The sequence below is a fragment of the Ruegeria sp. BG10 genome, assembly GCF_056538575.1.
The window spans coordinates 146,766-172,894 of the sequence record NZ_JBQFTI010000003.1 but is presented as its reverse complement, the minus strand read 5'-3'; the positions used below and the strand labels follow the sequence as shown (position 1 = coordinate 172,894).

Annotated in this window: 29 protein-coding genes and 1 tRNA gene; 12 read left to right on the top strand and 18 right to left on the bottom strand. The window is 58.9% G+C overall.

The features are described from left to right. The first annotated feature begins 236 nt into the window (after positions 1-236). From petA to ACR0D8_RS14155, 4 genes are all read left to right on the top strand, one after another. Complete coding sequence (gene petA, locus ACR0D8_RS14170; protein ID WP_475155777.1) at positions 237-821, top strand: ubiquinol-cytochrome c reductase iron-sulfur subunit; 585 nt, start codon at positions 237-239, stop codon at positions 819-821. An 11-nt stretch (positions 822-832) separates the two neighbouring features. Continuing rightward, positions 833-2,164, top strand: a complete 1,332-nt coding sequence (petB, locus tag ACR0D8_RS14165; protein WP_480647413.1) for a cytochrome b — start codon at positions 833-835, stop codon at positions 2,162-2,164. Between the two features lie 17 nt (positions 2,165-2,181). Beyond that, positions 2,182-2,967 (top strand): cytochrome c1, encoded by a 786-nt coding sequence (locus tag ACR0D8_RS14160; protein ID WP_475155770.1) that lies wholly within the window; start codon positions 2,182-2,184, stop codon positions 2,965-2,967. A gap of 148 nt (positions 2,968-3,115) precedes the next feature. After that, positions 3,116-3,529: a nuclear transport factor 2 family protein gene (locus ACR0D8_RS14155; protein ID WP_480647411.1), complete on the top strand. Its 414-nt coding sequence runs from the start codon at positions 3,116-3,118 to the stop codon at positions 3,527-3,529. A gap of 12 nt (positions 3,530-3,541) precedes the next feature. On the opposite strand, the gene mtaB is transcribed toward ACR0D8_RS14155, so the two are convergent. Next, positions 3,542-4,798 (bottom strand): tRNA (N(6)-L-threonylcarbamoyladenosine(37)-C(2))-methylthiotransferase MtaB, encoded by a 1,257-nt coding sequence (gene mtaB, locus ACR0D8_RS14150; protein WP_480647409.1) that lies wholly within the window; start codon positions 4,796-4,798, stop codon positions 3,542-3,544. Beyond that, on the bottom strand, positions 4,795-5,637 hold the full coding sequence (dapF, locus tag ACR0D8_RS14145; protein ID WP_480647407.1) for a diaminopimelate epimerase: 843 nt from the start codon (positions 5,635-5,637) through the stop codon (positions 4,795-4,797). The genes mtaB and dapF overlap by 4 nt, the downstream gene beginning before the upstream one ends. A 211-nt stretch (positions 5,638-5,848) precedes the next feature. Between dapF and ACR0D8_RS14140 the strand changes: the two genes are divergently transcribed. Then, positions 5,849-5,924 (top strand) — tRNA-Lys (locus tag ACR0D8_RS14140). A gap of 343 nt (positions 5,925-6,267) precedes the next feature. Here ACR0D8_RS14140 and ACR0D8_RS14135 read toward each other — a convergent pair. The 10 genes from ACR0D8_RS14135 to ACR0D8_RS14090 all read right to left on the bottom strand — a co-directional run bounded on the left by ACR0D8_RS14135 (position 6,268) and on the right by ACR0D8_RS14090 (position 14,419). Then, the gene (locus tag ACR0D8_RS14135; protein ID WP_480647405.1) at positions 6,268-7,044 is read right to left on the bottom strand and encodes a hypothetical protein; all 777 of its coding nucleotides are present in this window, start codon (positions 7,042-7,044) and stop codon (positions 6,268-6,270) included. A gap of 48 nt (positions 7,045-7,092) precedes the next feature. Continuing rightward, positions 7,093-7,641 carry a recombinase family protein gene (locus ACR0D8_RS14130; protein WP_480647403.1) on the bottom strand — a complete coding sequence of 183 codons (549 nt, stop codon included), beginning with the start codon at positions 7,639-7,641 and terminating at the stop codon, positions 7,093-7,095. Between the two features lie 120 nt (positions 7,642-7,761). Beyond that, positions 7,762-8,619 carry a hypothetical protein gene (locus tag ACR0D8_RS14125; RefSeq protein ID WP_480647401.1) on the bottom strand — a complete coding sequence of 286 codons (858 nt, stop codon included), beginning with the start codon at positions 8,617-8,619 and terminating at the stop codon, positions 7,762-7,764. Between the two features lie 261 nt (positions 8,620-8,880). Continuing rightward, complete coding sequence (locus tag ACR0D8_RS14120) at positions 8,881-9,351, bottom strand: hypothetical protein (protein ID WP_480647399.1); 471 nt, start codon at positions 9,349-9,351, stop codon at positions 8,881-8,883. Positions 9,352-9,725: 374 nt separating this feature from the next. Further along, positions 9,726-10,877, bottom strand: a complete 1,152-nt coding sequence (locus ACR0D8_RS14115; protein ID WP_480647397.1) for a hypothetical protein — start codon at positions 10,875-10,877, stop codon at positions 9,726-9,728. A gap of 180 nt (positions 10,878-11,057) precedes the next feature. Next, the gene (locus ACR0D8_RS14110) at positions 11,058-11,282 is read right to left on the bottom strand and encodes a hypothetical protein (protein WP_170326242.1); all 225 of its coding nucleotides are present in this window, start codon (positions 11,280-11,282) and stop codon (positions 11,058-11,060) included. 133 nt (positions 11,283-11,415) lie between these two features. Continuing rightward, positions 11,416-11,640 carry a helix-turn-helix transcriptional regulator gene (locus ACR0D8_RS14105; RefSeq protein WP_171616510.1) on the bottom strand — a complete coding sequence of 75 codons (225 nt, stop codon included), beginning with the start codon at positions 11,638-11,640 and terminating at the stop codon, positions 11,416-11,418. A 102-nt stretch (positions 11,641-11,742) separates the two neighbouring features. Then, the gene (locus tag ACR0D8_RS14100; RefSeq protein WP_480647395.1) at positions 11,743-12,411 is read right to left on the bottom strand and encodes a hypothetical protein; all 669 of its coding nucleotides are present in this window, start codon (positions 12,409-12,411) and stop codon (positions 11,743-11,745) included. Positions 12,412-12,687: 276 nt separating this feature from the next. Then, positions 12,688-13,053: a hypothetical protein gene (locus ACR0D8_RS14095; protein WP_480647393.1), complete on the bottom strand. Its 366-nt coding sequence runs from the start codon at positions 13,051-13,053 to the stop codon at positions 12,688-12,690. A gap of 181 nt (positions 13,054-13,234) precedes the next feature. Continuing rightward, positions 13,235-14,419, bottom strand: coding sequence for a tyrosine-type recombinase/integrase (locus ACR0D8_RS14090; RefSeq protein WP_480647391.1), 1,185 nt, complete (start codon positions 14,417-14,419; stop codon positions 13,235-13,237). Positions 14,420-14,903: 484 nt separating this feature from the next. Between ACR0D8_RS14090 and ACR0D8_RS14085 the strand changes: the two genes are divergently transcribed. The 6 genes from ACR0D8_RS14085 (at position 14,904) to ACR0D8_RS14060 (ending at position 19,230) form a co-directional block, all read left to right on the top strand. Then, on the top strand, positions 14,904-15,335 hold the full coding sequence (locus ACR0D8_RS14085) for a hypothetical protein (RefSeq protein ID WP_480647389.1): 432 nt from the start codon (positions 14,904-14,906) through the stop codon (positions 15,333-15,335). Further along, positions 15,332-15,997, top strand: a complete 666-nt coding sequence (locus ACR0D8_RS14080) for a MotA/TolQ/ExbB proton channel family protein (protein ID WP_480647387.1) — start codon at positions 15,332-15,334, stop codon at positions 15,995-15,997. Before ACR0D8_RS14085 ends, ACR0D8_RS14080 begins: the two co-directional genes overlap by 4 nt. Further along, positions 15,990-16,355 (top strand): ExbD/TolR family protein, encoded by a 366-nt coding sequence (locus tag ACR0D8_RS14075; RefSeq protein WP_475156576.1) that lies wholly within the window; start codon positions 15,990-15,992, stop codon positions 16,353-16,355. The genes ACR0D8_RS14080 and ACR0D8_RS14075 overlap by 8 nt, the downstream gene beginning before the upstream one ends. Continuing rightward, positions 16,352-16,729 carry an ExbD/TolR family protein gene (locus ACR0D8_RS14070; RefSeq protein WP_480647385.1) on the top strand — a complete coding sequence of 126 codons (378 nt, stop codon included), beginning with the start codon at positions 16,352-16,354 and terminating at the stop codon, positions 16,727-16,729. The genes ACR0D8_RS14075 and ACR0D8_RS14070 overlap by 4 nt, the downstream gene beginning before the upstream one ends. Further along, on the top strand, positions 16,726-17,835 hold the full coding sequence (locus tag ACR0D8_RS14065; protein ID WP_480647384.1) for an energy transducer TonB family protein: 1,110 nt from the start codon (positions 16,726-16,728) through the stop codon (positions 17,833-17,835). Before ACR0D8_RS14070 ends, ACR0D8_RS14065 begins: the two co-directional genes overlap by 4 nt. A gap of 378 nt (positions 17,836-18,213) precedes the next feature. After that, positions 18,214-19,230, top strand: coding sequence for a porin (locus ACR0D8_RS14060; RefSeq protein ID WP_480647382.1), 1,017 nt, complete (start codon positions 18,214-18,216; stop codon positions 19,228-19,230). A gap of 70 nt (positions 19,231-19,300) precedes the next feature. Here ACR0D8_RS14060 and ACR0D8_RS14055 read toward each other — a convergent pair whose 3' ends face one another. From ACR0D8_RS14055 to ACR0D8_RS14035, 5 genes are read right to left on the bottom strand one after another with little or no spacing between them, the layout of a single operon-like run. Continuing rightward, entirely contained in the window at positions 19,301-19,843 is a 543-nt protein-coding gene (locus ACR0D8_RS14055) for a DUF3833 domain-containing protein (RefSeq protein ID WP_480647380.1), read from the bottom strand. Next, positions 19,840-20,457 (bottom strand): DUF3833 domain-containing protein, encoded by a 618-nt coding sequence (locus ACR0D8_RS14050; RefSeq protein WP_480647378.1) that lies wholly within the window; start codon positions 20,455-20,457, stop codon positions 19,840-19,842. The genes ACR0D8_RS14055 and ACR0D8_RS14050 overlap by 4 nt, the downstream gene beginning before the upstream one ends. Next, positions 20,454-21,677 carry an MFS transporter gene (locus tag ACR0D8_RS14045; RefSeq protein WP_480647376.1) on the bottom strand — a complete coding sequence of 408 codons (1,224 nt, stop codon included), beginning with the start codon at positions 21,675-21,677 and terminating at the stop codon, positions 20,454-20,456. Before ACR0D8_RS14045 ends, ACR0D8_RS14050 begins: the two co-directional genes overlap by 4 nt. Further along, positions 21,677-22,222 (bottom strand): hypothetical protein, encoded by a 546-nt coding sequence (locus ACR0D8_RS14040; protein WP_480647375.1) that lies wholly within the window; start codon positions 22,220-22,222, stop codon positions 21,677-21,679. The genes ACR0D8_RS14045 and ACR0D8_RS14040 overlap by 1 nt, the downstream gene beginning before the upstream one ends. Further along, complete coding sequence (locus ACR0D8_RS14035) at positions 22,173-23,507, bottom strand: NAD(P)/FAD-dependent oxidoreductase (protein WP_480647373.1); 1,335 nt, start codon at positions 23,505-23,507, stop codon at positions 22,173-22,175. The genes ACR0D8_RS14040 and ACR0D8_RS14035 overlap by 50 nt, the downstream gene beginning before the upstream one ends. Positions 23,508-23,698: 191 nt before the next feature. Here ACR0D8_RS14035 and ACR0D8_RS14030 point away from each other — a divergent pair, with 191 nt between their 5' ends. Then, positions 23,699-24,424, top strand: a complete 726-nt coding sequence (locus ACR0D8_RS14030; protein ID WP_480647371.1) for an SDR family NAD(P)-dependent oxidoreductase — start codon at positions 23,699-23,701, stop codon at positions 24,422-24,424. A 17-nt stretch (positions 24,425-24,441) separates the two neighbouring features. Here the strand turns inward: ACR0D8_RS14030 and ACR0D8_RS14025 are convergent, their stop codons facing one another. Beyond that, the gene (locus ACR0D8_RS14025) at positions 24,442-26,094 is read right to left on the bottom strand and encodes a DUF6504 family protein (RefSeq protein ID WP_480647369.1); all 1,653 of its coding nucleotides are present in this window, start codon (positions 26,092-26,094) and stop codon (positions 24,442-24,444) included. Between the last annotated feature and the right edge of the window lie 35 nt (positions 26,095-26,129).

Sequence of the window (26,129 nt, the reverse complement as noted above, 5' to 3'; positions counted from 1 at the left end):
CACATCCGTTCTGACGCGTGGCGATCGGCGGATTTCACCGCCTAACCCGGTCCATATCTTGAAAAATCAGCCTTTCGTTGTGACATGAATGCCCAGATGCGGCGTAGTGCGCGCCTATGACCGCTGGACGAACCGATTTCTCCCGGCTAGATAGCCGCGATGAGACGCCGCTTTGATGCGGTGCTGATGCATGTTTGCTCGGGTCACCCCCGGGCGCCGGAATCGGAGAAAACCTCGTGTCCCACGCAGAAGACCACGAAGGCACCCGCAGAGATTTCCTCTACTACGTCGCTGGCGGCGCAGGTGTCGTTGCGACGGGTGCAGCCGTATGGCCCCTGATCAACCAAATGAATCCCTCGGCAGACGTTCAGGCGCTGTCCTCGATCCGTCAGGATGTCAGCGGGGTTGAGCCGGGCACGCAGCTGACCGTGAAATGGTTGGGCAAGCCCGTATTCATTCGCCACCGTACCGGTGCCGAGATCGCCGAAGCGCAGCAGCAGGACGAAGAAGGTCTGGCAGAGCTGCCCGATCCGCTGGCGCGCAACGCGAACCTGAACGCCGATGCTCCGGCCACCGATGCAAACCGCGTGATGCCGTCGCCCGAAGGCGAAGCGCCCGGCGCATGGATCGTCCAGATGGGCGTCTGCACCCATCTGGGTTGCGTACCGCTGGGTGATGCCGGCGATTTTGGCGGCTGGTTCTGCCCCTGCCACGGCTCGCATTACGACCTTGCCGGCCGTATCCGCAAAGGCCCCGCGCCTGAGAACCTGCCCATTCCGCCTGTCGAATGGGTGGACGCCACCACCATCAAACTCGGCTAAGGGAGACCCAGATGTCCGGAATTCCCCACGATCATTACGAGCCGAAGACTAACGGCGAGAAGTGGCTGAACAGCCGCCTGCCCATCGTCGGCCTGCTGTATGACACCCTGATGATTCCCACCCCCAAGAACCTGAACTGGTGGTGGATCTGGGGCATCGTCCTGGCGTTCTGCCTGGCGCTGCAAATCGTCACCGGTATCGTTCTGGTGATGCATTACACCCCGCATGTCGATCTGGCCTTTGCCAGCATCGAACATATCATGCGCAACGTGAACGGCGGCTATATGCTGCGCTACCTGCACATGAACGGTGCATCGCTGTTCTTTGTGGCGGTTTATATCCACATCTTCCGCGGCCTGTTCTATGGCTCATACAAAGCCCCGCGCGAAATAACGTGGATCATCGGCATGCTGATCTATCTCTGCATGATGGGCACCGCCTTCATGGGTTACGTTCTGCCCTGGGGCCAGATGTCTTTCTGGGGTGCAACCGTGATCACCGGCCTGTTCGGCGCGATCCCCTTCGTGGGCGACGCGATCCAGACCTGGCTGCTGGGCGGACCGGCGGTAGACAATGCCACGCTGAACCGCTTCTTCTCGCTGCACTACCTGCTGCCGTTTGTGATCGCGGCGCTGGTCATCGTGCATATCTGGGCCTTCCACACCACCGGCAACAACAACCCCACGGGTGTTGAGGTGCGTCGCGGTTCGAAGGCCGAGGCCGAGAAAGACACGCTGCCCTTCTGGCCCTATTTCGTGATCAAGGACCTGTTCGCGCTGGCGGTCATTCTGGTCGTGTTCTGGGCGATTGTCGGCTTCATGCCGAACTATCTGGGCCACCCGGACAACTACATCGAGGCCAACCCGCTGGTCACGCCTGCACACATCGTTCCCGAATGGTACTTCCTGCCGTTCTACGCGATCCTGCGGGCCTTCACCGGTGAGGTCTGGGTCGTGCAGTTCGCCAGCTTCATCACCGGCGGCATCATCGACGCCAAGTTCTTTGGGGTTCTGGCGATGTTCGGTGCGATCCTGGCGATGGCGCTGGCACCCTGGCTGGACACCTCGACCGTGCGTTCGGGCAAGTACCGTCCGATGTTCAAATGGTGGTTCTACCTGCTGGTCATCGACTTCTTCGCCCTGATGTGGCTGGGTGCGATGCCCGCGGAAGAGCCCTATGCGACCTTCTCGCTGATCGCGTCGGCCTACTGGTTCGCCTATTTCTTCGTGATCCTGCCGATCCTGGGTGTCATCGAAAAGCCCGATGCCCAGCCGGAAACCATCGAAGAAGACTTCAACGCGCATTATGGCAAGGCTGACGCCGACGCCACGCCGGCCGAGTAAGAAGAGGGACCGGAATCATGTTCAAGAAACTTGCAATCGGTGCCGCGTTTGCTCTGGCTCTGACCCCTGCTGCGTCCTTCGCAGCAGGCGGCGGCGAGCAGCATATCGAGGACTTCCACTTTTCCTTCGAGGGGCCGTTTGGCACCTGGGACCAAAACCAGCTTCAACGTGGCCTTCAAATCTACACCGAGGTCTGCGCGGCCTGCCACGGCCTGAGATATGTGCCGCTGCGCGATCTTGAGGCGCTGGGCTATTCGGAAGAAGAAGTGATCGCCTATTCGGCGGCCAATTTCGAAGTGTTCGACCCCGAGCTGGACGATTTCCGCCCGGCAATCCCGACCGACCACTTCCCCGTCAATGACGGCGTCGGCGCACCGGACCTGAGCCTGATGGCCAAGGCCCGCGCCGGGTTCCACGGCCCCTATGGTCTGGGGATCAACCAGCTGTTCAAAGGCATGGGCGGTGCGGAATACATCGCCTCGCTGCTGGATGGCTATACCGGCGAGGAAAAGGAAGAGGCCGGCACCATCCTGTATGAGAACAAAGCCTTCCCGGGCGGTTGGATCTCGATGGCACCGCCGCTGTCCGAAGATCAGGTGGAATTTGCCGATGGCCACCCGGCCACGGTTGAGGCCATGTCCGAGGATGTCGCGGCCTTCCTGATGTGGACGGCCGAGCCAAAGATGATGGAGCGTAAATACTCCGGTTTTGTCGGGGTGATCTTCCTGACCCTGCTGTCGGTTCTGCTGTACCTTGTGAACAAGCGTCTGTGGGCCGGTGTGAAGGGCAAGAAGAAAGACTGAGCTTGCCGGCTTATCCGCTGAAATCCAAAAGGCCCGGTGCGTGTCACCGGGCCTTTTTTGTTGGGTCGCTCATTGCTGATATACTCCGCCGGTCACTTCGGGATTCTGAAGTGCGCGATTTTTGTGAAGTCATTTGGGAGCATTGATTATGGACACCCGGGCCAATGTGGAAACGCTTCGGACGGCATATGCGGAATGGAATGACAGCAAGGCGTCGGACATCGCCATGTGGGAGAAATACACGACCGAGGATCTGTGCCTGCGTTCGCTGGGTCGCGGCCAATACGGGCTGGATTTCAGCTGCTCGCGCAATGGCCGCGCGGAAATGCGCGCCTATCTGGAAGACCTGACCGGAGCCTTCGACATGCAGCACTGGACCTTGCAGGACACGATCGCCGAAGGAGACCGCGTTGTCGGCCTCGGCATGACCGCCTGGACCCATAAGGCCACCGGTAAAACCGTAGAGACACCGGTCGTCATCATCTGCCGGTTCCGGGACGGGCTGGTTTGCGAGTATGAAGAATTCTACGATACCGCCGCTGTGTCGGCCGTCACCAGTTGACCGCAGCCCGTCTCAGGCCGTCAGCTGGGTATCGGTGCGACCGGATATTCTGGCCGTCACGATCTGACCTTCGGCCTGCGCAGAATCGAACGCAACCTCGGTGAATTGTTCGGTTCGGCCCATATGCGGGTTTTCCATCAGGATGTGATGGGTTTTACCGATCTGGGCGGCCAGATGTCTGGTGACCTGCGCCTCACCTGCAGCGCGCAGACGGGCGGCGCGGTCCTTGATGATGTTGCCGTTGATCTGCTGCGGGATACGGGCCGCAGGCGTTCCTTCGCGCTTGGAATAGGGGAAGACGTGCAGCCAGGTCAGGTCGCAATCCGTGACCAGCTTCAGCGAGTTCTCGAAATGCGCCTCGGTCTCGGTCGGGAAACCTGCGATGATGTCGGCGCCAAAGGTCATTTCCGGGCGCAGTTTGCGGGCCTCTTCGGTAAAACGGATGGCGTCGTCGCGCAGGTGGCGGCGCTTCATGCGCTTCAGGATCAGGTCGTCGCCATGTTGCAGCGACAGGTGCAGATGCGGCATCAGGCGCGGCTCGTTTGCGATGGCCTGCATCAGGTTCTCATCCACCTCGATTGAATCAATCGAGCTGATCCGCAGGCGCGGCAGGTCAGGCACCAGTTTCAGGATGCGCATCACCAGATCGCCCAGCCTGGGCTGCGCCGGCAGATCGGCGCCCCATGAGGTCAGGTCGACGCCGGTCAGCACCACCTCGTTATAACCCCGGTCCACCAGCCGCTTGATCTGATCCACCACCACACCCGCAGGGACGCTGCGTGAGTTGCCACGGCCATAGGGGATGATGCAGAAGGTGCAACGATGGTCACAGCCGTTCTGGACCTGCACATAGGCGCGGGATCGCGTTCCGAACCCGTCGATCAGGTGACCCGCGGTTTCCGTGACCGACATGATGTCGTCGACCTGCACCGCCTCGGTCTGGCCGATGAAATCCGCCGCCATGCCTTTCCAGGTGTCGGGCTGCATCTTTTCAGTGTTGCCGATGACGGCATCGACCTCATCCATGGCGGCAAAGGTCTGGGGTTCTGTCTGCGCGGCGCATCCGGTCACGATCAGGCGCGCGTCCGGGTTTTCCCGGCGCAGCTTGCGGATCTCCTGCCGGGCTTTGCGCACCGCCTCGGCCGTCACTGCGCAGGTATTGACCACGACGGCATCGGTCAGACCCGCCTGCCGCGACAGCTCTTTCATCGCCTCGGTTTCATAGGCGTTCAGGCGGCAGCCCAGCGTGGTGAATTTGGGGGCGCTCATGCCAGCGTCTCCAGGAAATCCGGGGTCAGGGTGCCCGAAAAGACATGGCAGGTCGGCCCGGTCATCCACACCCCGTCCTCGCGCCAGTCGATCCGGATGGTGCCGCCATCCAGGTCAATTTGCACCTCGCGCCCGGTCAGGCCGCGCCGCGCGGCCGCAACCGCCGTCGCGCAGGATGAAGACCCCGAAGCCAGCGTGATGCCCACACCACGCTCCCAGACGCGCATGCGGATATGGTCGGGGCCAAGAATCTGCGCCACCTGCACATTCGTGCGCTCGGGATACAGCGGGTGATATTCATACCGCGCGCCGAATTCCTCCAGCGGGATCGCCTCGGCATTGTCGACGAAAAAGGTGCAGTGCGGGTTGCCCATGCCCGTCGCGGTCGGTGCGCCCTCGATCGGCAATTCCAGCGTGTCCACCTCTTCGGCCAGCGGAATCCCGTGCCAGTCCAGTTGCGGCGGCCCCATGTTCACCGAGGTCAGGCCGCCCCCCGCGTCGCGCGCCAACAGCGTGCCGCGTTCGGTGGTGAGGGTCAGATCGGATTTACCCGTTTCGGTCATCAGAAACCGGGCGATGCAGCGCGTTGCGTTGCCGCAAGCGGCCGAGGTCGACCCGTCCGCATTGTAAAACACCAGATGCGCATCCGAATCGCCGTTTTCGATCACCGCCAACTGGTCAAACCCGACGCCGAACTGCCGGTGACCGATTCCCCGCGCCAGGGCGGGCGTAACCGGGACAGGCTGCGCGCGCGCATCCACAATGACAAAGTCATTGCCCAGCCCGTGCATCTTCATGAAGGGCAAACCGGTGGTCAGTATTCGTTGCATGGCGGGCATATAACGCCGCGTTGCAGAGGAATCCACCCTGCGGCGCAGATTCCTGAAAAAAGGGGTTGACCCCCCCGCGCCACCTGCCTAAGTAGGCCGCCTATCGGGACGCCGGAACCTGAACGAAAACCGGCGAAACGAGGCGTAAAATAAGGACTTGAACCCGGTCGGGAAAATACCTTAGAGAGCGCCACGGATCGACCAGATCCAACAAAAGAGTGGGCCGTTAGCTCAGTTGGTAGAGCAACTGACTTTTAATCAGTGGGTCGCAGGTTCGAATCCTGCACGGCTCACCACTTTTTCCAATAAAAACAAAAAGTTACGCGCAGCCGTGTAGGACGCGCTTCATGACGCGCAGCTTGCCGGAAGCAATACGGAAGCACTATGACAAAGATTGAAGTGTGCCCATTGGATCACTATCGCGCAGAGCGGCTATTGACAGACACCGGCACGGTAATCGGCAGTTGACGCGACCCTTAGGACGCGGGGACATAAAATCCGGGACAAATCAAAGGGCCACCGAGCTGCCGTTCGCTGCGCTTGCAGCACTAGGCCTCAGCGACGGCGGCAATGCAAAACGAAGCGGACCTTTTGGAATGTGCCCTGCTACAGACCTAGGCACGGATAGGATTCATTTTGTTAATTATCCGAGCGCATACAAAAAACAAAACTCACGCTCGGCGGCTCGGCGACAATGGTAGAATCGTCTGCTCTGGCTGCGGCAAAAAGTTTGTATAGTTCGCGGTCAGCTGGGGGAATCTGTTCGTTGACGAACGCAACATGGTTTCGAACATCTCCCAACTCTTCGTGGATTTCGTCGTCGAACAGGAATTTCTCTGCGTTTTGAACATTGCGCTCTTCTGGTGTCGTGTAGATTTCGTGAGAATGTCGCGGTAGAAACGAGTGCAAATTTTCCTGATCACCGGCCACCCTGACAATATGACCTGCATGCTGTGTTAGTGCGTTCCATCCTTCAGGACAATTTTGAGAATTATCAAAAGCCAAAATCGCTCCCTCCGGAAGCATATTCGCATCTGTTGGATTGCCGACTGCTGATCTCAACTCGCTTTGGAACTCTCGCAGCAGGACCTCAATTACTTGCGCCGGTTCGGGATTCTGCCCAGGTAGGCCGTCGTCACCACTTTCGCCCTTTAACCCGGACCGAAAATTTGGGTCGTTGATTAGAGCGTTGTGTACCTTTGAGACTAAATCACCCTCAACTGTATTGCAGTTACCCGCTTCACCCATGAGCGGGAGCTTTCTACATCCCTCCATAAAGAGACCGGCGTAGCTCCAAATCACGACGAAGGCCGCCAACGAACATCCAATCAACCAAACTGGAAAACCGATAGACAGCTCGGAAGCCAAATCAGGCCATGTCCGGCCCTTCATCGAGTCCTTTTTGTCATCTTCCATTTCATATTGCCCCTAAATTTCTTCGATATTTTTCACTCTAGAACTCGGCTACTTCGTAAGTCGCAATATGGTAGTGTGCGCAACGCCCAAATCTTTGGCGATGCTCCTACAGCTATCTCCGTGTGAAAGTCTCTCGATCGCAAGCTGCCGCTGATGTTCTGAAAGTTTGGGTTTGGGTCCAAATTTAACACCACGCAGCTTAGCAGCCGCTCTGCCTTCGTTTGCCCGGCTCGTAATTCTCTCGCGCTCATCTTCCGCTAGGGCTGACAAAAAGGCGAGAATGCCCTTGCCAATTGGAGTGGTTAGGTCCAACCAAGGCTTGTCGAGCACCTTCACGGTAGCGCCGCGATCTGCCACGCGCTGAATGATCGTAATGCCGTCCATCATAGATCGCGTGGCACGGTCCCACTCGGCAATGACAAACACATCGTCTGTCCCCAGCGCATCAATCGCTTTCTCAAGTTGGGGACGGCCTTTGACCGTCTTGGCAGTCGCCTTCTCTCGGTAAATTCGATCCACGCCGAGGCCATTGAGCGCCCCGATTTGACGGTCGAGGCTTTGGGCTTGGGTGGAAACTCTGGCGTAGCCAATCAGCATGAGTTCAGCGTATCAGAACGCAGCGAATTCCGCACCGGATTTATGCACCACGTCCACAGCCTTGTTTACTCCGGTTTGCATATGTGGTGCATAAATTATGAAATACGCGCAAACGTGACCTTAGAAGGGTATCTCATCAAACTCGACATCCAAATCGATCCGGGTCGGGAACATTCCTTCAGAAGTGGAAATCTCTACAACTAGATAGCCTTGGACTCGGTAGTTGTCCTTCGGGTCAACACCGTCATCACGCCATTTCCGCCAGAAGTTTGTCTCCAACTCGCATCGAATTTGCGTCCATGCGCCCTGTGCTAAGCGAGGCGCAGTTGTAGCCAATATATGCCTTCGATTTACGTCCTCGCGTTCAGCCTTGGTGTGCCCACAACGCTTGCCATCTTGTTTTATTTCCCAACGTTCACTCGTGTAGAGATAAATCGCATCGATTTCAGGGCTTCTTTTTTCAGTTCGGTTGTGGATATCAATAACAAGTTCGAAAGTCCCGGTCCGCGAGTACTCGTTTACCGTCAATAGTTCGTTTTGAGTTCTCGCGCTGACTTCAAACGTGACTGTTCGTTGGCGGTCAAGTTCCGATTTCACCCAGTCTATGTCGGCACTTAGCATGTTCTTGAGGTTCGTGATCGAGCCATCATAGACAAGATGCCGGTGGTGTTTCAGATCAAAGGGAATATCTTCAGCCCTTTGAGTGATAAGCGTACAAATTTTGTCCTTTGCATGGGCGTACCCTACTTCATAGAAGACGTTTGGGTTTTTGCCCGTCATATCCGCAATAATGAAATCTGCGGCATCGATCTGCCGATAAATCCTCTCCAGGATGCTCTCTGTATAAATCTGTTCGTCGACACGCTCGGCCACGACGCCTTGCTCTTTTGCCGTCTCCTGAATTCCCAACCGATAAATGTCATCGAATTCGCTGCCGAAGGGCATCAGAACAAAGGCAAACGGCTTTGGTTTTGCCATATTGAGAAACCCCTTTTTTGTTCTTGGCTTTGCATAAAGCCGTTCGTGGAAACTTACGTCACGTTTCCATTTCTTGAAGAGGCTATCAAAGTGCTTCGGTCAAGTGAACAACCAGAAAGTGATGATCTAAGGCGCTTAAACCCCTGTATGTAAATATGTTTGCTGTTCCAAATTGCTTTACCAAGGTCTGCTTCGGGTTGCGACCCACCGAATGCTCCCGCAGCACTCAGTTAGCATAGCAATGACTGGTAAGGGCTCGATTTACTGCAATCCGGGCAATCCAAGGGTTTTAAAAACTTCAGCGCAGGCTGGGGTTGTTAGAGCTCGGAACCGATCAATTTCCAGTTCTAGGAAGCAAGCTTCGACAACGGCTTTTGCGAACTCTTCTTGTTGATTTTTGAGAACACTGGCCGCTCGCTCAGCCATATGTGCTTGAGCGTCTAGCAATTCTTGCGAATAAAAGCGTCGGCCCCCGAACTCGAAATCCAGACCATAAGCGGATTGAAGGCACGAAGATCCTCTATCCCGACTTTCAGGTCCGAGGTTGAATCCGCTACGACCGAGTAGCTCTTCAGCCATCGTCTCAACAGCCACTCGATCATCTCTTTCGATAGCATCAAGGCATTGGTCAATCAGGTCGGAGTGACGGAGTTCGGAATACTCAGTTGCAAGCCCTTGACCTGTGGAAAGAACAATAAGCAATGCGCAATGAGCGCCAATAAATCTGAACATCAACAATCCTTCCAATCTGCCTGAACGTTAGATTGGTGTGGTTTCGCACGCAAGGAGCATCAAAATGGTCGACTTGGCGAACCAAAGCACGGGGCTGTTTAAGTCAGTAGACTGACGAAGTCAGGATAACACCTCGTCCGATTTTTTGCAGGGCGAGGTGTTTTGTTAGAGCGCGGCGAATGGCTTCTAGGTCCGCATTGCGCCGTTCGCGACCTGCTGCATGAGCGAAACTCCAGACGACAGTGAAAGTCTGGAATGGGCTAAGTTCGCGCCATGCCGCTTAAGTGAGATGAACTTATCCATCTAAGGTCTGACAAGGACTCAAACCACCCAAATGGGCACGGCGCAAATGAAGGCGGGTGCTCGTCAGTGGTTTACGCAATGAACCGATATCTGTTCTTCGTTTCATGCAGCTTGTTTGCAGCGCGCTCAGGATCGGCCTGTACATTCTCTGCGAGCCTGCCTCCAACACTTTCCATGAAATCACTCAACTCACTTTCCTGAGTATCTTCTAGCGCGGCCAGAGTGATCCCAAGGCCCGCAATTTGCGCTGATATCAACCTAATTTGTTCAGCGCGATGTACGTGCTTAATGCTGGTTGCGTCGATGTGGCTGCGCATTTCTTGCAAGTCATCCTCTGACGATTCAGCAACTAAGTCCCAGATTTCATGATTTGGCCACCGGGCGCGGTTACTGTCATCAGGATCAGGCTCACAGTAACGTATCTTCTGCAACGCCTCGGAAATGACATCGCCGAACATGGCGTCGAATTGAGGCCATGTCCTGATCTGCCAACGATCCTTGAGCAAATCTTTCCCGGCACGAAACTCAACACGCCACACACGACTTTGAGACGCATCAGAAGGTTTCAAAGGAGGCAACCCGTCCCGCTCAAGGTTTGTGTTCCAGATATCCCACCAGATCGGTTTTTTCTTGTCGATCACTTCGCGACGCTTGTCATAAATGATGACCTGGCGTCCCGGCATTTTACCCACCGTGACGGATGTAAACTGACCAGATTTACCGTTGCTGCGCATATCATCTTGAGCGGTGAGATAGTCGGCGCGGTTGGTATGGCTGTGAACGACGAAATTTTCAGGAACAAGTTCGAAATCCGGTGCAAGGATATCAACGCAGAAATCCGCGCGGCTGATGCTGACTTGATGCGCCTCAAAACGGATTCCGAGTCTACTTAGTGTCTTATCAATGTAGGAACGTGCGTATCCGAGACCTTGGGTTGCAAGAAGAGTTGAACCCACCGAAACCCGAATACCCCACGGGTCGCGGGCATTTGGTTTCTTTAAGGACCAATGCACATCCAACGGTCCCCCTTTGAGGATAAAGCGATACCCGTTGCCGCCATGGGGCAACAGGTCAAAGTCTGCACCGCCGTAGCTGAAAGGAACGGGATGCCGCTCTTCTTCGGCTCGTTCCCTTTCGGTATTCAGCAAGTCGAATAGCTCTTGCGAGATGTTGGCCTGAATCGAAAGTGCGATAGTGTCGAATCCACGATGTACAACGTGCATTTAATGGTCTCCTTGTTTTCCGGTATTTCCAGAGGGGGGTGCTACAATCACCCCCCTCTTTCGGCGAACGCCGCGCGATTTGGTTGAGGTTGGGAAAGGGGCGGGCGCTGTCGCGCCCTTCGATAGTGCCTCCGGCGGGGCAGCTATTGTTTTGGGGCCGGGCTGGACGCCCGGCGGATATCATTGGCTGGCTGCTGCCTGCTTGCGCGAAATCCAATTCTCTGCACGTTCAGCGCATTTGGCGACGTTCAGAAGGTCATTGTGAGAGAACGCGCTGGTGGTGCGCCAGTCGCCTTCCCCGTTTTTGTAGGATCGTGAGATATCGACAGAAAAGAACCCGTCATTGTCCCAGATCGTTGCGGTAATAAGCCCGATTTTGAATTTGAAAGCGGGTTGTTGCGTCATGGTGAACTCCTTGGTTGAACCGTTTGGCAGGCACAGAAAGGGCGCGAGGTGGCGACACCCCGCGCCCCTGAGAGCCATCCGGCCCCAAAATCCCGCTCAGCGCTGCCAACTCTGAGCGGGCAAAACTTGAATGTCAGGAAGGTGCGGCGCTGGTATTGGCGACGCGCTTTTCGGCAATCCACTTTTGCAGATCGCTGCGCGTATATCGGACAGAGCGACCGGACACTTTTACGAACATTGGTCCACCGCCTCGGACGCGCCAGTTCTGCAGGGCACGAACGGAGTAGCAAAGGTAGTTGGCGGCTTCTTTTTCGTCGATAAGCCGGTCGAAGTAGTCAGGATCAATCTGTGCTTGCATGGTTGCCTCGCTGCATTTCGTTTCGTTGCAACCAGAATGCAGCGTAGGTGCGGATCAATCTAATGTCATATATGGCTCAAAACCTGTCCATTTATGACATCCCTATTTTTTAAGGCCAAACACGCGCAATGTCGCGTTGCCGATGGTGTGTGACGTTGGGAATTTGTGGTTCGGATCAACCCAGAAAAACGCGTAAATGAAGCTAAAGAAGTCGCTCTTGTAGGGTTGTTCTACGTCCAGATCGTCATAGTAATAGGTCGCCACCGGATGGCGGCCAGTATAGTGCTCGAAGACCTCACCGAGCCGTTGGATTGTTTCTTCCAAACTTTCGTTTTGCTTTGGTCTGGCGCGTGGGCGCTTGTGATGCTCCTGTGCGTCTCCAATCAAGAACGCAAACTCGGGGAGTTTCTCATTCAGGACATCAATCAGATACTCTCCGTAATCCAGCCCTTCGTGGTCAGAACCTAATGCGTTCTCAAAATAGTCTTCTGGCTCATTCGCCATTCCAACTTCTTCTAGTTCCCATTGAATGGATGGAGGCAGGTTTGAAAGCTGATCCAGCAGGGAGCGGACAGTCTTATCCAACTTGCCGTAGATTGCGTTGCGCTCTTTCGCAGGAAGTTGCGCTATCCGTCGGGCGTTGGGGCGGTAGTGCTGAGCAATCCACGCAATGTCCGTCGCAAATCCTTCCGCGACGGGCAGCGGAAGCTGCATTTGGTTCCAAAGTCGTTCGACGTCCAATGCGTTTTTCTTGTTCTGAGTATCCAGCATATGTCCTGAGCCTGTATTGGTAGCTATCTTATGGTTGTTTTGTGGAGCCCTATGTAACGTAACCTATATGTAGGGTGCAGAATTCCTGACCAATTTCCCTATGTAAGGTAACGTTACCGAAAAACCTGTGGAGGCATGACGCATTCGACTAAAAGCCGCGAATTCTGATTTACTTGGCTACGGCCTCTGAGGCCAGTCGCAAAAAAGGTTATAAAACACCATAAAAAGGGGGGCACACATTCATGTACCCCCTATCGTTGTCGCTACTTGTGAGCTTTAACCTGTCACGCCGACCTGCGGACAATTCTTTGCTTGCATAGCCTGGGTGATGGCGTCGTAATTCCCTTTGGCCTGTGCCAACTGGTCGGCATGATCCTGAGTCGCGGCCATAGCCAAAGCCGCGGGCCAGAACAGAACCAGTGTCACTCCGGTAATAACCGCGTCGTTAGTAGCCGATTTCTGTTGATCCGCTGTCAATTTATTCACATTGCTTGCAATTTGGTTGCGTTCCGCGTGCAATTGCTGGCACGAACGCCCGTCAAAAATTGCGGGGCTGACATACGTTGCTCCTACTTTATCCGGTGACTGCGCGCAGGCAGAAACGAAAGATAGTAGGGAAACAACAGTCAAAAACCTGCGCATGAAATACTCCTTTGCGTACATGCAGTTATGAGCCGGACAGCACTACGACAATAAGGCTTTTAAGCGGCAATCTAAGACTTTTTCGGTGTCCGTTTTGACTATTTAGAGGGCGTCGTTGGGTATCGGTGGGAAATCAGTGGAAGTCATGCTGTTAAAAGTATTTGACCCAAATTCGTGAAGCTCACCCTACAACCCTCAGTGGCGCGGTTCGGATGTCTTTTCGAACCGCGCGGGCCAATCGCGCTGCCACTGATCCTGCCGCCCGTTGTACGGCGTCATCTGCAAGGTGGGCATATCGCAGGGTCGTGGTCAGATTCTTGTGACCCATGATTTCTTTCAGGGTGAAGGGGTCAATCCCGTCTTTCATCGCAACAGAGGCATAGGTGTGTCGTAGGTCGTGAATGCGGACATCTTCCAAACCCGCTGTCTTACGTATACGCCGCCACGGTTTCTGTAGATTATTGAGCGGCCCGGTGTCTGACTCGCCTAATATTACATAAGGGTTTCCGGGCTGCCGGGGCAATTCCATCAGGATGTCGTAAGCTTCCCTCGGCAGGGGAATACGGCGGCGACCGGTCTTACTGTCCGGCAGCTCCAGATGGTGCGACGTAACATAGTCCCAGCGCAGTGTCAGAATCTCACTGAGGCGGCAACCGGTGTAAATCAGCAGCAAGAGTGCCGACACCACGTAAACGGTCTCTGTGCCGTCTTCCAGCGCCTCTGCCAGCACTTCGCCCAGTCGTATCTGTTCCGCGTCTGACAGGTAGCGTTTCTTTTCTTCTTCGCGGAATTTCTTGATCCGGCGCGCTGGATTTGATCCCGACTGCCGCAATCCCCAATCCTCGGCCAGATTGAACAGCTTCGACAGCATCGCCGCCGCCCGGTTGGCCTGATAAGGCGTTTCCCGCAGCCCGTGGTGAAAGGCGACCACGTCGGCGCGGGTCACCTCGGCAATCGGGATAGGACCGAGCTTGGGCCGGATGAACCGGCGTATCACGCTATGATAGTCGCGGGCAGTGGTCGGCTTGCAATGCTGGTCGACATATTCCTCTAAGAAACGGTCACAGAGCCCCGCCACGGTCGGAGCGCGCCTTTTGGCCTGCCTCTCGGCGGAAGGGTCCGAACCGCGTGCCACATCGCCCAAAAGCTGCTTTGCCTGCGTCCGCGCCTCCTCGGCGGTCAGAACGCCATGTTGGCCGATGGTGATCCGCCGTGTCCGGCGCCCGGCCCGGTATTGAACCAGATAAGTCTTTTTACCGGACGGATAAACCCGCAGCCCAAAGCCGCGCATGTCCCGGTCCCAGACAAGGTAATCCTTGGCCTCAATGGAAAGCCCCTCTACCGCGCGTTTGGTCAATTTGAACATATCCAGAACACTCCTTGCTTCCGGCCTGCTTCCGGAAGCTATACGGAAGCAAATGGCGGCGAATTCTGGAGTAAGTCATGAATTTAAGGCGCAGCGATGGTCAACTTAAATTACTGTTTTCGCTTCATTTTTGTAAGTTTGGCGAAAATGGGAGAAATACAGCGAAATGGCTCTGGCCGTTCTTTTAATCAGTGGGTCGCAGGTTCGAATCCTGCACGGCTCACCACTTTTTTTGAAACCCTATCAAAGGTCTGACCGTTCCGGCATAGCCTTTCGGCATGTCGACGACCTTGCCTTCTCGCTCACGGTGCGACAAGGGCGGTCACATTCGGCTGACCTAACCATGCCGTACCCACGGCCTGCGGCTGTTCACAAGCCTGTCGGCCGCTCTTTCGCCGCTCTGCATGGTTGGATATGTGTAGCTGGACGACAGCGGTGCCGCTTCGGCCCTCTGGTTCTGCGTTGAACAACTGGGAGCGTATCCATGATGTTTCGCCGTTCGGCTCTGGCCGCCGTGCTTGTCACCTTGCCCTTCGCGACGCTGGCGCAATCCTCAGATGCGCCGCCGACGGGGCTGACGCTGGAGCTGAACAAGGTTCAGGATGTGGAGAGGGCGTGCCGCCTGATCTTTCTGGTCGAAAACGAACTGCCGACGGCGATCGACAATGCCGGATATGAAATCGTGATCTTCGACGCCTCCGGCACGTTCGACCGGCTCGCCTTATTCGAGTTTCGGGATTTGCCGGCAGGGCGGCCGCGTGTGCGCCGGTTCGACATCCGGGACACCACCTGCGAAAATCTGGGCCGGGTGCTGATCAACGGTGTCAGCAGCTGTATCGTCGATGGATCTGAAAGCGACATATGCGATGACACGCCGACCCTGCGCAGCCGAACCGAAGTGGAGCTTTTGGGATGAGTTTTCTTGACGCCCTGCGCGAAATTCTGGCCCTTGGCGGCCCGGTGGTGGCCATCCTGATCGCGATGTCCGTGATCACGCTTGCGGTCACACTCTACAAGCTCTGGCAGTTTGCAGTGTCCGGCGTTGGACGGCATCGGGTGCTGTCCGAGGCTCTGGCCGCCTGGGATGCCGGCGATGAACAGGCCGCCCGCGCGCGTCTGTCGCAAAGCCACAGCTACCTTGCGCCGCTGGTAAGCGCCGCGATGGATGCGCCGGACACACCCGGTCTGGATCAGCGGCTGGATGCCGAGGCCGGGCTGGCGCTGGCCGGTCTGGAGCGGGGGTTTCGGCTGTTGGACACGGTGGCGCAACTGGCGCCGCTGCTGGGGCTGTTCGGCACGGTTCTGGGCATGATCGAGGCGTTCCAAAGCCTTCAGTCCGCCGGATCCTCGGTGGACCCGTCCCTGCTGGCGGGCGGGATCTGGGTGGCGCTGGTGACCACGGCGGTTGGACTGGCGGTGGCGATGCCGACTTCGATGGTGCTGTCCTGGTTCGAAAGCCGCACCGCGCGTGAACGGGTGTTCGCTGACAAGGCGCTGCGCACGGTTCTGGTGCCGGGGCAGGCGATTCCGCTGGCGGACGACACGCGGGCCCCGACGGCCGCGCCCGGACATGCGTAACGCGGCACCCTTTGTCCGACGCCGGATGGCGATGACGCCGCTTATCGACGTGATCTTTCTGCTGTTGCTGTTCTTCATGCTGACTTCGACCTTTTCGAAATATGGCGAGATCGAACTGAGCAACGCGACAACCGGAGGTGAGGCAGCCGAGGCACCGCAGAACCGGGTCTTTGTCCAACTGGGGGCCGAGCGGCTGGAATTGAATGGCGTGCCGGTCACGCTCGCGGAACTGGCCCTGCAGGTGACGACCGGGCAGGTGCTGATCAGCCTCGATCCCGACACGACAGCGCAGCGGCTGGTGGACCTGCTGGTCGAGCTGCGCGGGCGTGACGGGCTCAGCGTGCTGGTGCTGGAATGATCCGCCTGACCCGCCCCCGCCGCAGGCGCGATTCGACCATCGCGCTGATCAATGTCGTCTTTCTGATGCTGATCTTCTTTCTAATCGCGGGCACCGTGGCGACGCCGCTGGATCCGGATCTGAATCTGGTGGACACCGCGCAGCTTGAAGGCCGCGAGCCGCCCGATGCGCTGGTGATGCACAGGGACGGAACACTCAGCTTTCGCGGGGTGGCGACCGATCCGGAAACCTATATGGCCGGCCGTGATCCGGGGCCGGTGCGTATCGTACCGGATCGCAACGCGCCGGGGTCCCGGCTGATTGAGGTCACCGGCGCACTACGCAGGCTTGGCGCTGCGTCCGTTTTCGTCGTGACCGAGAAGGCGCTGGAATGATCCGGGGCTCGGCTGTCATCGCGGCCGTTGCCGTACTGATATCGCTGCTGTTGCACGCCTGGGGTCTGACAATGACCGCATCGGGTCTGGACGAGCGTTCGGTACAGCAAAGTCCCACAGATGCGGTCGAGCTTGGAAACCGGTTCGAGGATCTGGCCGAAACCGTCACCGAACCGGTCACGCCCGAGCCGACCCCGACGCCCGAGCCACCGGTCGAGGAGCAGCCGCCGCCCGCGCCGGAACCGGCTGAGATTCCGACCAGCGAGGTCCATGTGGCCTCAGACGATCCGCAGAAAACGTTTTCACCCGATACCGGCACCGCCGAGGTGCTGCGACCGGTCGAACCCGAACCGGTTCGCCCGGAGGATACCGGAACCGCAGAAGCAGAGGATGGCGAAGACGCGGCCGCCGATGATGTGGAGGAAACTCCGTCTGCCGAAACGGCCGAGACGGTCGAAACGCCCCTGGGCGACCCCGAAATTGTTGAGCCGGTGGTTGAAACCGCGCCGACAGCCCCGGCCCCGCAGCAGCTTGCCGCATTGCCGGAACCCGCCGAAACGCCTGAGACGCTGATTGCCCCGGTCGAGCCTGAACCGGTGCCTGAAACGACAGAGGATGGCGCGGATTCCGAACTGGCCGTGGTGACTTCGATCCGCCCGCGTTTGCCGGATCGCCGCGCGCCGGCCGAGCCGCAGGGCGTTCTGAGCGGATCGCGGGATTTCAGTGACCTGCGCTTTCCGACCCGCGAAATCGAGTCGCCCCTGACCACCTACAGGCGGAGGGGGATCGACACTTTCACCGTCAGCAACAGCGGGTCCGGCGCGGGTGGGCGCGGGCCCGGAAACTCGGACCGGACCAATTATGCCGGGCGGGTTCTGGTGCATCTGAATCGCGCGCCCATCGTCTACACGGCGGCCCGCGGGTTCGCGAAAGTGTTTTTCGAAATCAGCCCGGATGGAACCCTGGCCTGGGTCGATGTTGTGGACAGCACCGGCACACCCGATGTCGAGCGTGCGGCCAAGGCGCAAGTGCGCGCCGCCTCGCCCTTCCCGCCACCGCCGGGCGGCGTCAGCCGGAAACTGTCCTTTGTCTATTCCAGCAATTGACTGGTCTGAACGGGTTTCGAAGCTGAGTCGCAGCTGTGGGAGACGACCGGGCTGGTCAGCGAAGTATCGCGCCCAAACAGACAGCTCTGCTCAAAAAATATGCACAGGCGCAGCACTGGTAAACTTTCATCATTTAAAGGGGTGCTGTCGCATTTTTGTGATCAACTTTCTGTAACACGGGCCGGCGAAGTGTCAAAACGAGCGTAAACAAAGGAAAATCTGCGCAGGCTTCCCAAATCCGGTTTTGCAAAGATGCAACAAAATCCGGACCCTGGCAGAAGAAGCGCCGCAGATCTGTTGTCCGCGCGGGGATTTTATTCGAATAGGCCGACAGTCGCCTTTGGCGGCTGCACTCCTCTCAAAACCTATGGGTTAACCATGAAAAAAGTTCTCATCGCATCGACCGCGTTGATCGCAACTGCAAGCGTTGCCGCCGCGGAAGTTAAGTTCAGCGGTTACGGCCGTTTTGGTATTGGATACCAGGAAGACCGTACCGGCGACGTCGTCAATTTCAACACAGTGGGCGGCGTTGTGACGTCCACTAACACGGCTAACGTCGACACTGACAATACCATCCTGATTTCGCGGTTTCGTCTGAACATCGACGCTAATGTCGAAACCGATGGCGGCGTTGAATTCCAGGGCCGCGTCCGACTGCAGGCGGATGACGACAGCGACACCGGCGAAGCCGACTCGGCTGGTTTGAACGGTGCGCGTTTCTCTGTCATCTACGGGGGTCTGCGTGTTGACGCCGGCAACGTTGCTGGTTCGTTTGACAACCTGGACGATTATTTCGGTACAGAACCGGGTCTGGAAGAGTTCCTTGGGCAGTATTCCGGTGTCGACTACTCGTTCCTGGAATACTCTTCGACCGGTTCCGGTGCGAACGCGGTGTTCTTTCAATATGCCGTTGGCGACCTTGCTGTCTTTGCGTCTTATGACCAACGCACGCTAGGTCTGAATGGCGTTGCAGAAGATGCTGATCGCTGGGATCTTGGCGCAAGTTACACTTTCAACGACATCATCACGGCATCGCTGGTCTATGGTGAAACCGATCTGCCGGGCGGCGGCGACGAAAGCCTGACCGTCTTCACCCTTGGCGCGGATCTGGGCGAATTCTACGGCACCCTGTTCGTGGCGGATGACGACGTTGCGGACAGCGCTGAAAACGGCACTGCCTATGGTGTGTCGGCGTCCTATAACGTTGGTGCTGCGACCACGCTGCAATTCGTTTACGGCGACGGTTCGGCAGATGACGATACCCGCAACATCGGCATCGGCGCCATCTATGATCTGGGTGGCGGTGCTTCGCTGCGCGGCGCCATTGGCGAGATCAAGGAAGGCAACGCGGACGGTTACTATCGCGCCGATTTCGGTGCCCAGTTCAACTTCTGAGTTGGCCTGAACCACCAAAGAACAAGGGCGGGTCTTTAGACTCGCCCTTTTTGATTCCTGATCCCGAAACCTATTTCTTTTCGAAAAACAGGATGACCTCGCCCAGCCGCACCCCATAGCGCGAGACATAGGCGCGGTTCAGCAGGCGATCATCCTCCAGCAGCCACATCCAGTCATCGAAATTGACGCGCATCGTGCCATCCTTGACCGGCAGGTCGATCTTGTATTTCCAGTTGAAAGTGTCGCCGCGCTCGGTGCCGCTGGCGGTGCCCAGAACCCCCGGCGCAGTGCCGGTCCAGGTGTCCTTGCCGGTTTTGGTCAGGGTCCAGATCCGCTGTTCGGTCGCGCCGTCATCATAAAGGAAATCCTCGATCAGGGTCAGGGTTTCGCCATCCCATGTGCCGTCGATTTCGACGGTAAAGCGGCGCGGAACATTGCCCAGCACATCCTGAAACTGACCATAGGCGACGGTCTTGCCCGCAAAGAACTCCTCAAGGTTCAGTTGCCGGTCGGACAGAAAGGTCTTGGGCACCCGTGGCTTGGCGGAACAGGCGGCCAATACCGCAAGCCCTGTGATCGCAATGGCACCGATCAGAACACGACGCGAGATCATTGCAACGGCCTTGCGTCGGCAGTTGCGTCATATCCGTTGGCCCCGTTCAGATGGGCTGTCGCGGTTTCGGGGGCCGGACGCATGGTGGCGACCAGCTCCGCGACCTTGATGCCGAACTTGCGCATCTCGGACCGGTTTATGATCACGCCGTTTTCCGTCAGGTACATCCAGTCGGTGACATCAAGCGTGTGACCCCCGGCATCCTCGGGCAGGATGATGCGATAGGTCAGCTTGACCGTGGACCCCGATATGATGCCGCGGCCTTCGCCCACGATATCGTCCGCCGTGGCGGTAAAGCTGTTGCCGGTTCCCAGCGTCAGATACCATTTGCGGGTCATCTTCTTGCCGTTGGAATAGGTGAAATACTCGGTCAGCGTGCCGGTGTTTCCCTTCCATTCCCCCACCATGCGGGCAACAAAGCTGTTCGACATCTTGCCGTTTGGCCCATAGATCAGACCTTCGGACAGGATTTCCCCATTCAGGTTTTCCGTCATCCGGAAATCGGGTCCGGTGCCCGTATAATCGGCCGGGGATTGCGATCGGAAACTCAGGAACCGACGTTTCGCGATGATCAGAGCGAGCAGGGCAAGCAGAAGGATGGCTGTAAGTGTCATTTGGCTGAGACCTCAGTTGGCAGCGTCAGGACCATTCCGAACGCGCCGATTTTCAGGATGCAGGGCAGCACGGCATAGGCGAGGTTGAGCGTCTCCAGCGCCTGTGCCGAATTTGCTTGTCCCGGTGTGAATCCGCTGCGTTCCAGCAGCGGCAGAGTGAAAAAGGCAGCCAGCGCAAGGCCCAGCTTGCCCGCGAAAGACCAGATGCCGAACGCGGCCGAAGCGTTCAGCCCGGCCCGCGTCAGCACGACCGAGAACATGGCCGGCAGAACCACCATATCCGCCCCCAGCGCCGCGCCGGAGGCCAGGCAGATCACCGCAAAGCCGGTCAGGTTGCCCGCGGCCAGCGTCGCGGCACCGATGAAGCCGGCAATTGACAGCGGCATCGCGATCATCAGGGTCTGTTTCGGACCGATACGGTTGCTGAGCCGCGCCCAGAGCGGCACGCTGGCCCCCGCGCTGAGGAAAAACAGGATCAGCAGAGGCCCGGCCTTTCCGGGCAATTGCAGGCGGTCTTCGACAAAGAACAGAAACAGGGTCGAGGTGATTGCCACCGGCAGGCTGTTGACCAGCGCCAGCGCCAGAAGGCGCAGCGCACCGGCCTGACCCAGCCCGGCAAAGGACAGCCCCTGACCGGTGATCGGCGTACGGCGCCAGATGGGGAAGGTCAGGATCAGTGTCAGCGCGGCAAGAACACCCAGAAACAGGCCGAATGCCGGATAACCCTGGGTGCCGGCCCCCAGTGCCAGGAACAGGGCCGGAGCGCTTGCCGCAAGGACCACGCCGGTCAGTTGCCCGCCTTCGCGCCATGCGGCCAGCGTCATAAGTTCTTTCGGGTCAGGGCGTCGGGCCAGTGTCGCACTGCGGCCATAAAGCAGGATGGTCCCAAGGCTGTAGGCCGAGAACAACAGCACCAAAACGGCAACCAGCGCGGCAATGCTGGCGCCCTGCGGCAAGCCGAACAGCAGCGGGAACCCGATGGCCAGCCCGATCGCGGCGGTGGCGGCAAACGGCATCTGCGCCCCCGGCCAGCGGTCGATAGCCCAGCCGATCAGCGGATCCTGTATCAGGTCCACCAGCCGGATCACCAGAAGCACGGTCCCGATCACCCCCAGCCCGATGCCCAGATTGACGGCCGCGAAACGCGGCAGGTGGATATACAGCGGGATACCCGCCGCTGCGAGCATCAGCGCATAGAGACTGACGCGCGGATACAGCATCACTGGCCTTTCAACCTGCGTGTGAAACTTGCTGATCGGGTGTCGGTGCCCAGAAAAATGGACATGAAGGCACGTTTTGCACCCGGATAGGACAGGGTGCAGGTCTTTTTGTCATTGCGCCAGAGCCCGACCTTGTCCGGCCCCTCAGTAATGGCGACATAGCTGTCGCCTTTGCCCACCGCCTGAAAACACTGTTCCAGCTGTCCCTGCGTCGGGGCCGGGTTGCCCTGCCGGGCCATTTCGTCCAGCGTCGATTCAACCAGCGCCTTCTGCTTCAGGGTCTTGCGATAGGTCAGCTGCAGGCCAAACTCTTCATTCCAGCTGAACGCTGCGCCCCCGGGTGTGAACAGCCTGGCGTCATAGACCGGAACCCCCAGAAAGCGAAACGTCGCGCTGCCCCTGAGCTGAGCATCGTCCAGCGTTTGCGTGATCGGCGACGCCGCCAGCCCGCCCGGGGCCAGCGCGACAAGGCAGATCAGCGCCGCGCGGACGACGTCAGACGGCGGCCGAGGCAGCGATTGCAGTATCTTCTGCGGGATTGCCATTGTCTGCTCCGATTGTGTGCCGGGTGCCGCTCAGCCGTTCGACGACATGCATCGCGCTGGCGATCCCGTCTTCGTGGAACCCGTGCCGGTTATAGGCCCCGGCAAACCAGGTCCGGTTCTGGCCCTGCATCGCGCGAATCTGTCCCTGCGCCTTCAGTGCGGCCTTGTCGAAAACCGGATGGGCGAATTCGACCTGGTCATAGATTTTATCTGCAGGAATTTCCGACGACGCGTTCAGCGTCACGAACAGAGGGTCATTGTCCGGAATGCTCTGTAATCGGTTCATCCAGTAGGTGACACCGACATTGCCGGCCTGCGAACGATAGGTCCAGCTGGACCAGCAGGCGCGCCGCCGCGGCATCTGGCGCGGGTCGCAATGCAGGATCGCGGTGTTCGGCTGATAGCGGATCGCGCCCAGCGCCGCCTTTTCGGCATCGGTGGCGGCCCCTCCCAGTATCGCAAGAGACTGATCGGAATGGGTGGCCAGAATGATCTCGTCAAACAGGTCGGCCTGACCCTGGCTGTGGACCGTGACGCCGGTATCGTCGCGCTGGACATGTTCAACCGGCGATGCCAGCCGGATTTCGCATCCGCGACTGCGCAGGGCGGCGTCGACCCGGCGCACATATTCGATGCTGCCGCCTTTGACCGTGTACCACTGATGCTGACTGCCTCGGCCGCTGGCCAGCAGGGCATGGTTGCGGAAAAACTGCACCAGAGACCGGGCCGGGAACTGATCGACGAATTCGACAGGTGTGGACCAGATCGCGCCGCACATCGGCATCAGGTAATTGTGGCGGAACCAGTGGCCCAGGCGCAGCTGGTCCACCAGCTCTCCGATCGTGGTGTCATCGTCCTGCGCGGCTTCGGGGGCTTCTTTGCCAAAGCGCAGGATGTCGGCGATCATCTTGTAATAGGCTGGGCGCGCCAGATTGCGTTTCTGGGCTGTCAGGGTGCGCAGGTTGTTCAGCCCGTATTCGATGCGGCCATTGTCGATGGTCGCACCAAAGCTCATCTCGCTTTCGATGACGGGCACGTTCAGTTCGTCAAACAGCCGGGTCAGATAGGGGTAGGTCACATAGTTGAAAACGATAAAGCCGGTATCGACGGGCTGATCCCCGTTCCGGCCCGCCATGACCGTGCGCGCATGCCCGCCCAGCCGGGGTTCGGCCTCGAACACGGTCACGTCGTTGTTTTCAGAAAGATAGTAAGCTGCGGAGAGACCTGAAATGCCTGCGCCAATGACTGCGATTTTTTTCCGGACGCCCCGGGTTTCGTCGAACATTTAAGCCTCGTTATGTGACATTTTACAATAAGATACGCAGGATGGACGGGGGTGGATCAATAGGACGGAGGTTTTTCTTGGCACCATCCGGTCGTGACATGAGGGGGACAGTGCATTTTACTTTGCAACAGGCTGATCCAACGCAGCGGCGGGGCCGTAGATACAGCAAACAATAGTGAAACGGTCCACGCATGAGCAGCTTTGACGGAAAAACCTACTGGATCATCGGCGCCAGCGAAGGTCTGGGTCGCGCTTTGGCCTGCGCGCTGAGCCGTCAGGGCGCACATCTGATCCTGTCCGCGCGCAATGCCGGGCGTCTGGATGACATCTGTGCGACCCTGCCCCATGCGCGCCCGCTGCCGTTGGATGTGACGGACCTTGAGGCTGTGCGCCGCGCGGTGGAGAAGGCCGGCGCTGTGGACGGTCTGGTCTATAATGCCGGTGCCTATGACCCGATGAAGGCGGCCGACTGGAACACCGAGGCCGCGCTGGCGATGAGCGATGTGAATTACACCGGCGCGCTGCGCGTTCTGGGTGAAACGGTGCCCGGTTTTGTACGTGCGGGGCGCGGGGATATTACGCTGATCGGCTCGTTGGCGGGGTATCACGGGCTGCCTGCGGCGATCGGATACGCCTCCAGCAAGGCGGCGCTGATCTCGCTGGCCGAGACCATGCGGCACGATCTGGCAGGAACTGGGGTGACGGTGCGGATCGTCAATCCGGGGTTCATCCGGACCCGCCTGACGGAAAAGAACGCGTTCAGCATGCCGATGCTGATGAACCCCGATGACGCCGCCGACCGGGTGGTCAGGGCGATGTCGCGCCGCCGGTTCCGCACCGATTTTCCGGCCCCGTTTTCCTGGCTGATCCGCCTGATCGATTATCTGCCGGATCTGCTGGTCTATCGCGGAAAATAGACTCTGATCAGCGCAATCTACCCAAACTGCCCCTGACAGAACCAGCCCGCCGACATGGTGCCGCCATGGCCGTAGAACAGCCACAGCCGCTCGCCCTGTTCGGTGACCACCACCCAGTAATCCCGCACGCCGCTGCGCCAGTTGGGGTCGTCCAGCCACCATTCCGGCGCAATGCGTTCGGGGCCGGTGGCCTGCGCCAGTTGCCAGTCGCGCCCGCGCCAGCGGAAGGCGGCGGGCACATCCGGCGTTTCCGGGGCCATCACCGGTTCGGGCTGCCACATCAGCAGGGGCCGGGGCCGCGGCGGGGCCGGCCAGTCGCGGGCGGGTTCGGACCAGGCGGCGGCCAGAACCTGCGCGGTTTTCTCGGGGATATGCGAGGCCGCCGGGTGATGCCGCGTGATCGCCTCAAGCCCCACCCGCGCGCCCAGCTTGCCGATCAGATCATCCACGGCGGTATTGCCCTCCAGCCGATCACGCACGGCGCGGCGGGCCTCGGCATGGCCGGCCATGGTGCGGGCGTGGATGGGCTCAGACTGGATCGCCTCAAGGCGCATCATGTCGATGCCATAACCCGCATCGATCTTGTCGACTTTCATCTCTAACAAAGGGCGAATACGGTGTTTGTCACAGGTCGGGCGGGCCAAACCCACCTCGACAATCTCGGCCGCCTGATCTGCGCGATGCGCTTCCAGCCGCAGGGTCCGCACCCCGCGGCCCTTTTCCTCCAGCTTCGCGCAGAGCGTCGGCAGCATCCGGTCGATGGCGGCCATCACGTCTTCGGTCAACCCGATCGGGTTGGGCAGGGTCATCCGCACCGCAAAGTGATGCGGCGGGCGGGCGGGCGAGACCGGCTCGGGCGCGCTGCCCATCGCCTGATCCAGCCGCAGCACCAGCCCCCGCCCGAACCGCCGCGCCAGGGACGCGCGGGGTTGCCCAAGCAGATCGCCAATCCGGCGCAGACCCAGACGGTTCAGTTGCGCGACCACCTGATCCTCAAGCCGCAGCGCCGCGATGGGCAGAGGGCTGAGCGCCCCATAGGACTGCCCCGGCGCGGCGATCCGCGCGCCGCCGCCCAGCGCCATCACCCGCGGTGCGGCGCCGCCTTTGGTCCAGTGCCGCCGTTTGGTGGCCCGGGCGCGGGTGGCGCGGGCCTCCTGACTGATGGCGTCGCCGCTGCGGTCCGATGTGGCCTCTTGCCCCGCATAGCGCGCCAGCGCCCAGGCCGCGCCCAGCGTGTCGGCGATGCCCATCTGCACGCTCAGCCCCATATCGGCGCAATCGGTCTCGATCACGTTCAGCAGCGCCTCTTCACCGCCAAACAGATGCGCGCAACCCGACAGGTCAACGACCAGCCCGTCCGGCGATTCCTCGGCCACCCAGGGGCTGAACTTGCCCACCCAGCGGCGCAAAGCGGTCAGAAACGCGGCCTCGGCCGGGGCGTTGCGGGGGCGGGTGATCAGGGCCGCGCACATGGCATGGGCGTCGCGCACCGGCTGACCGACGCGCAGTCCGGCGGCCTGGGCCTCGACGTTCAGCGAGGTGACGACCTGCATGTTCGACTGTTCCGCCACCACAGCCAAAGGTCCATCCTGCAGGCCCCGCGCGGCGCGGACCAGCCGTTCCGCCCCCAGACGAGGGAACCAGAGCGAGAGTATTCGGCGTTTGGGCATCGGGCAGACATCAAAATGTTCTCATTTTGTTCTTA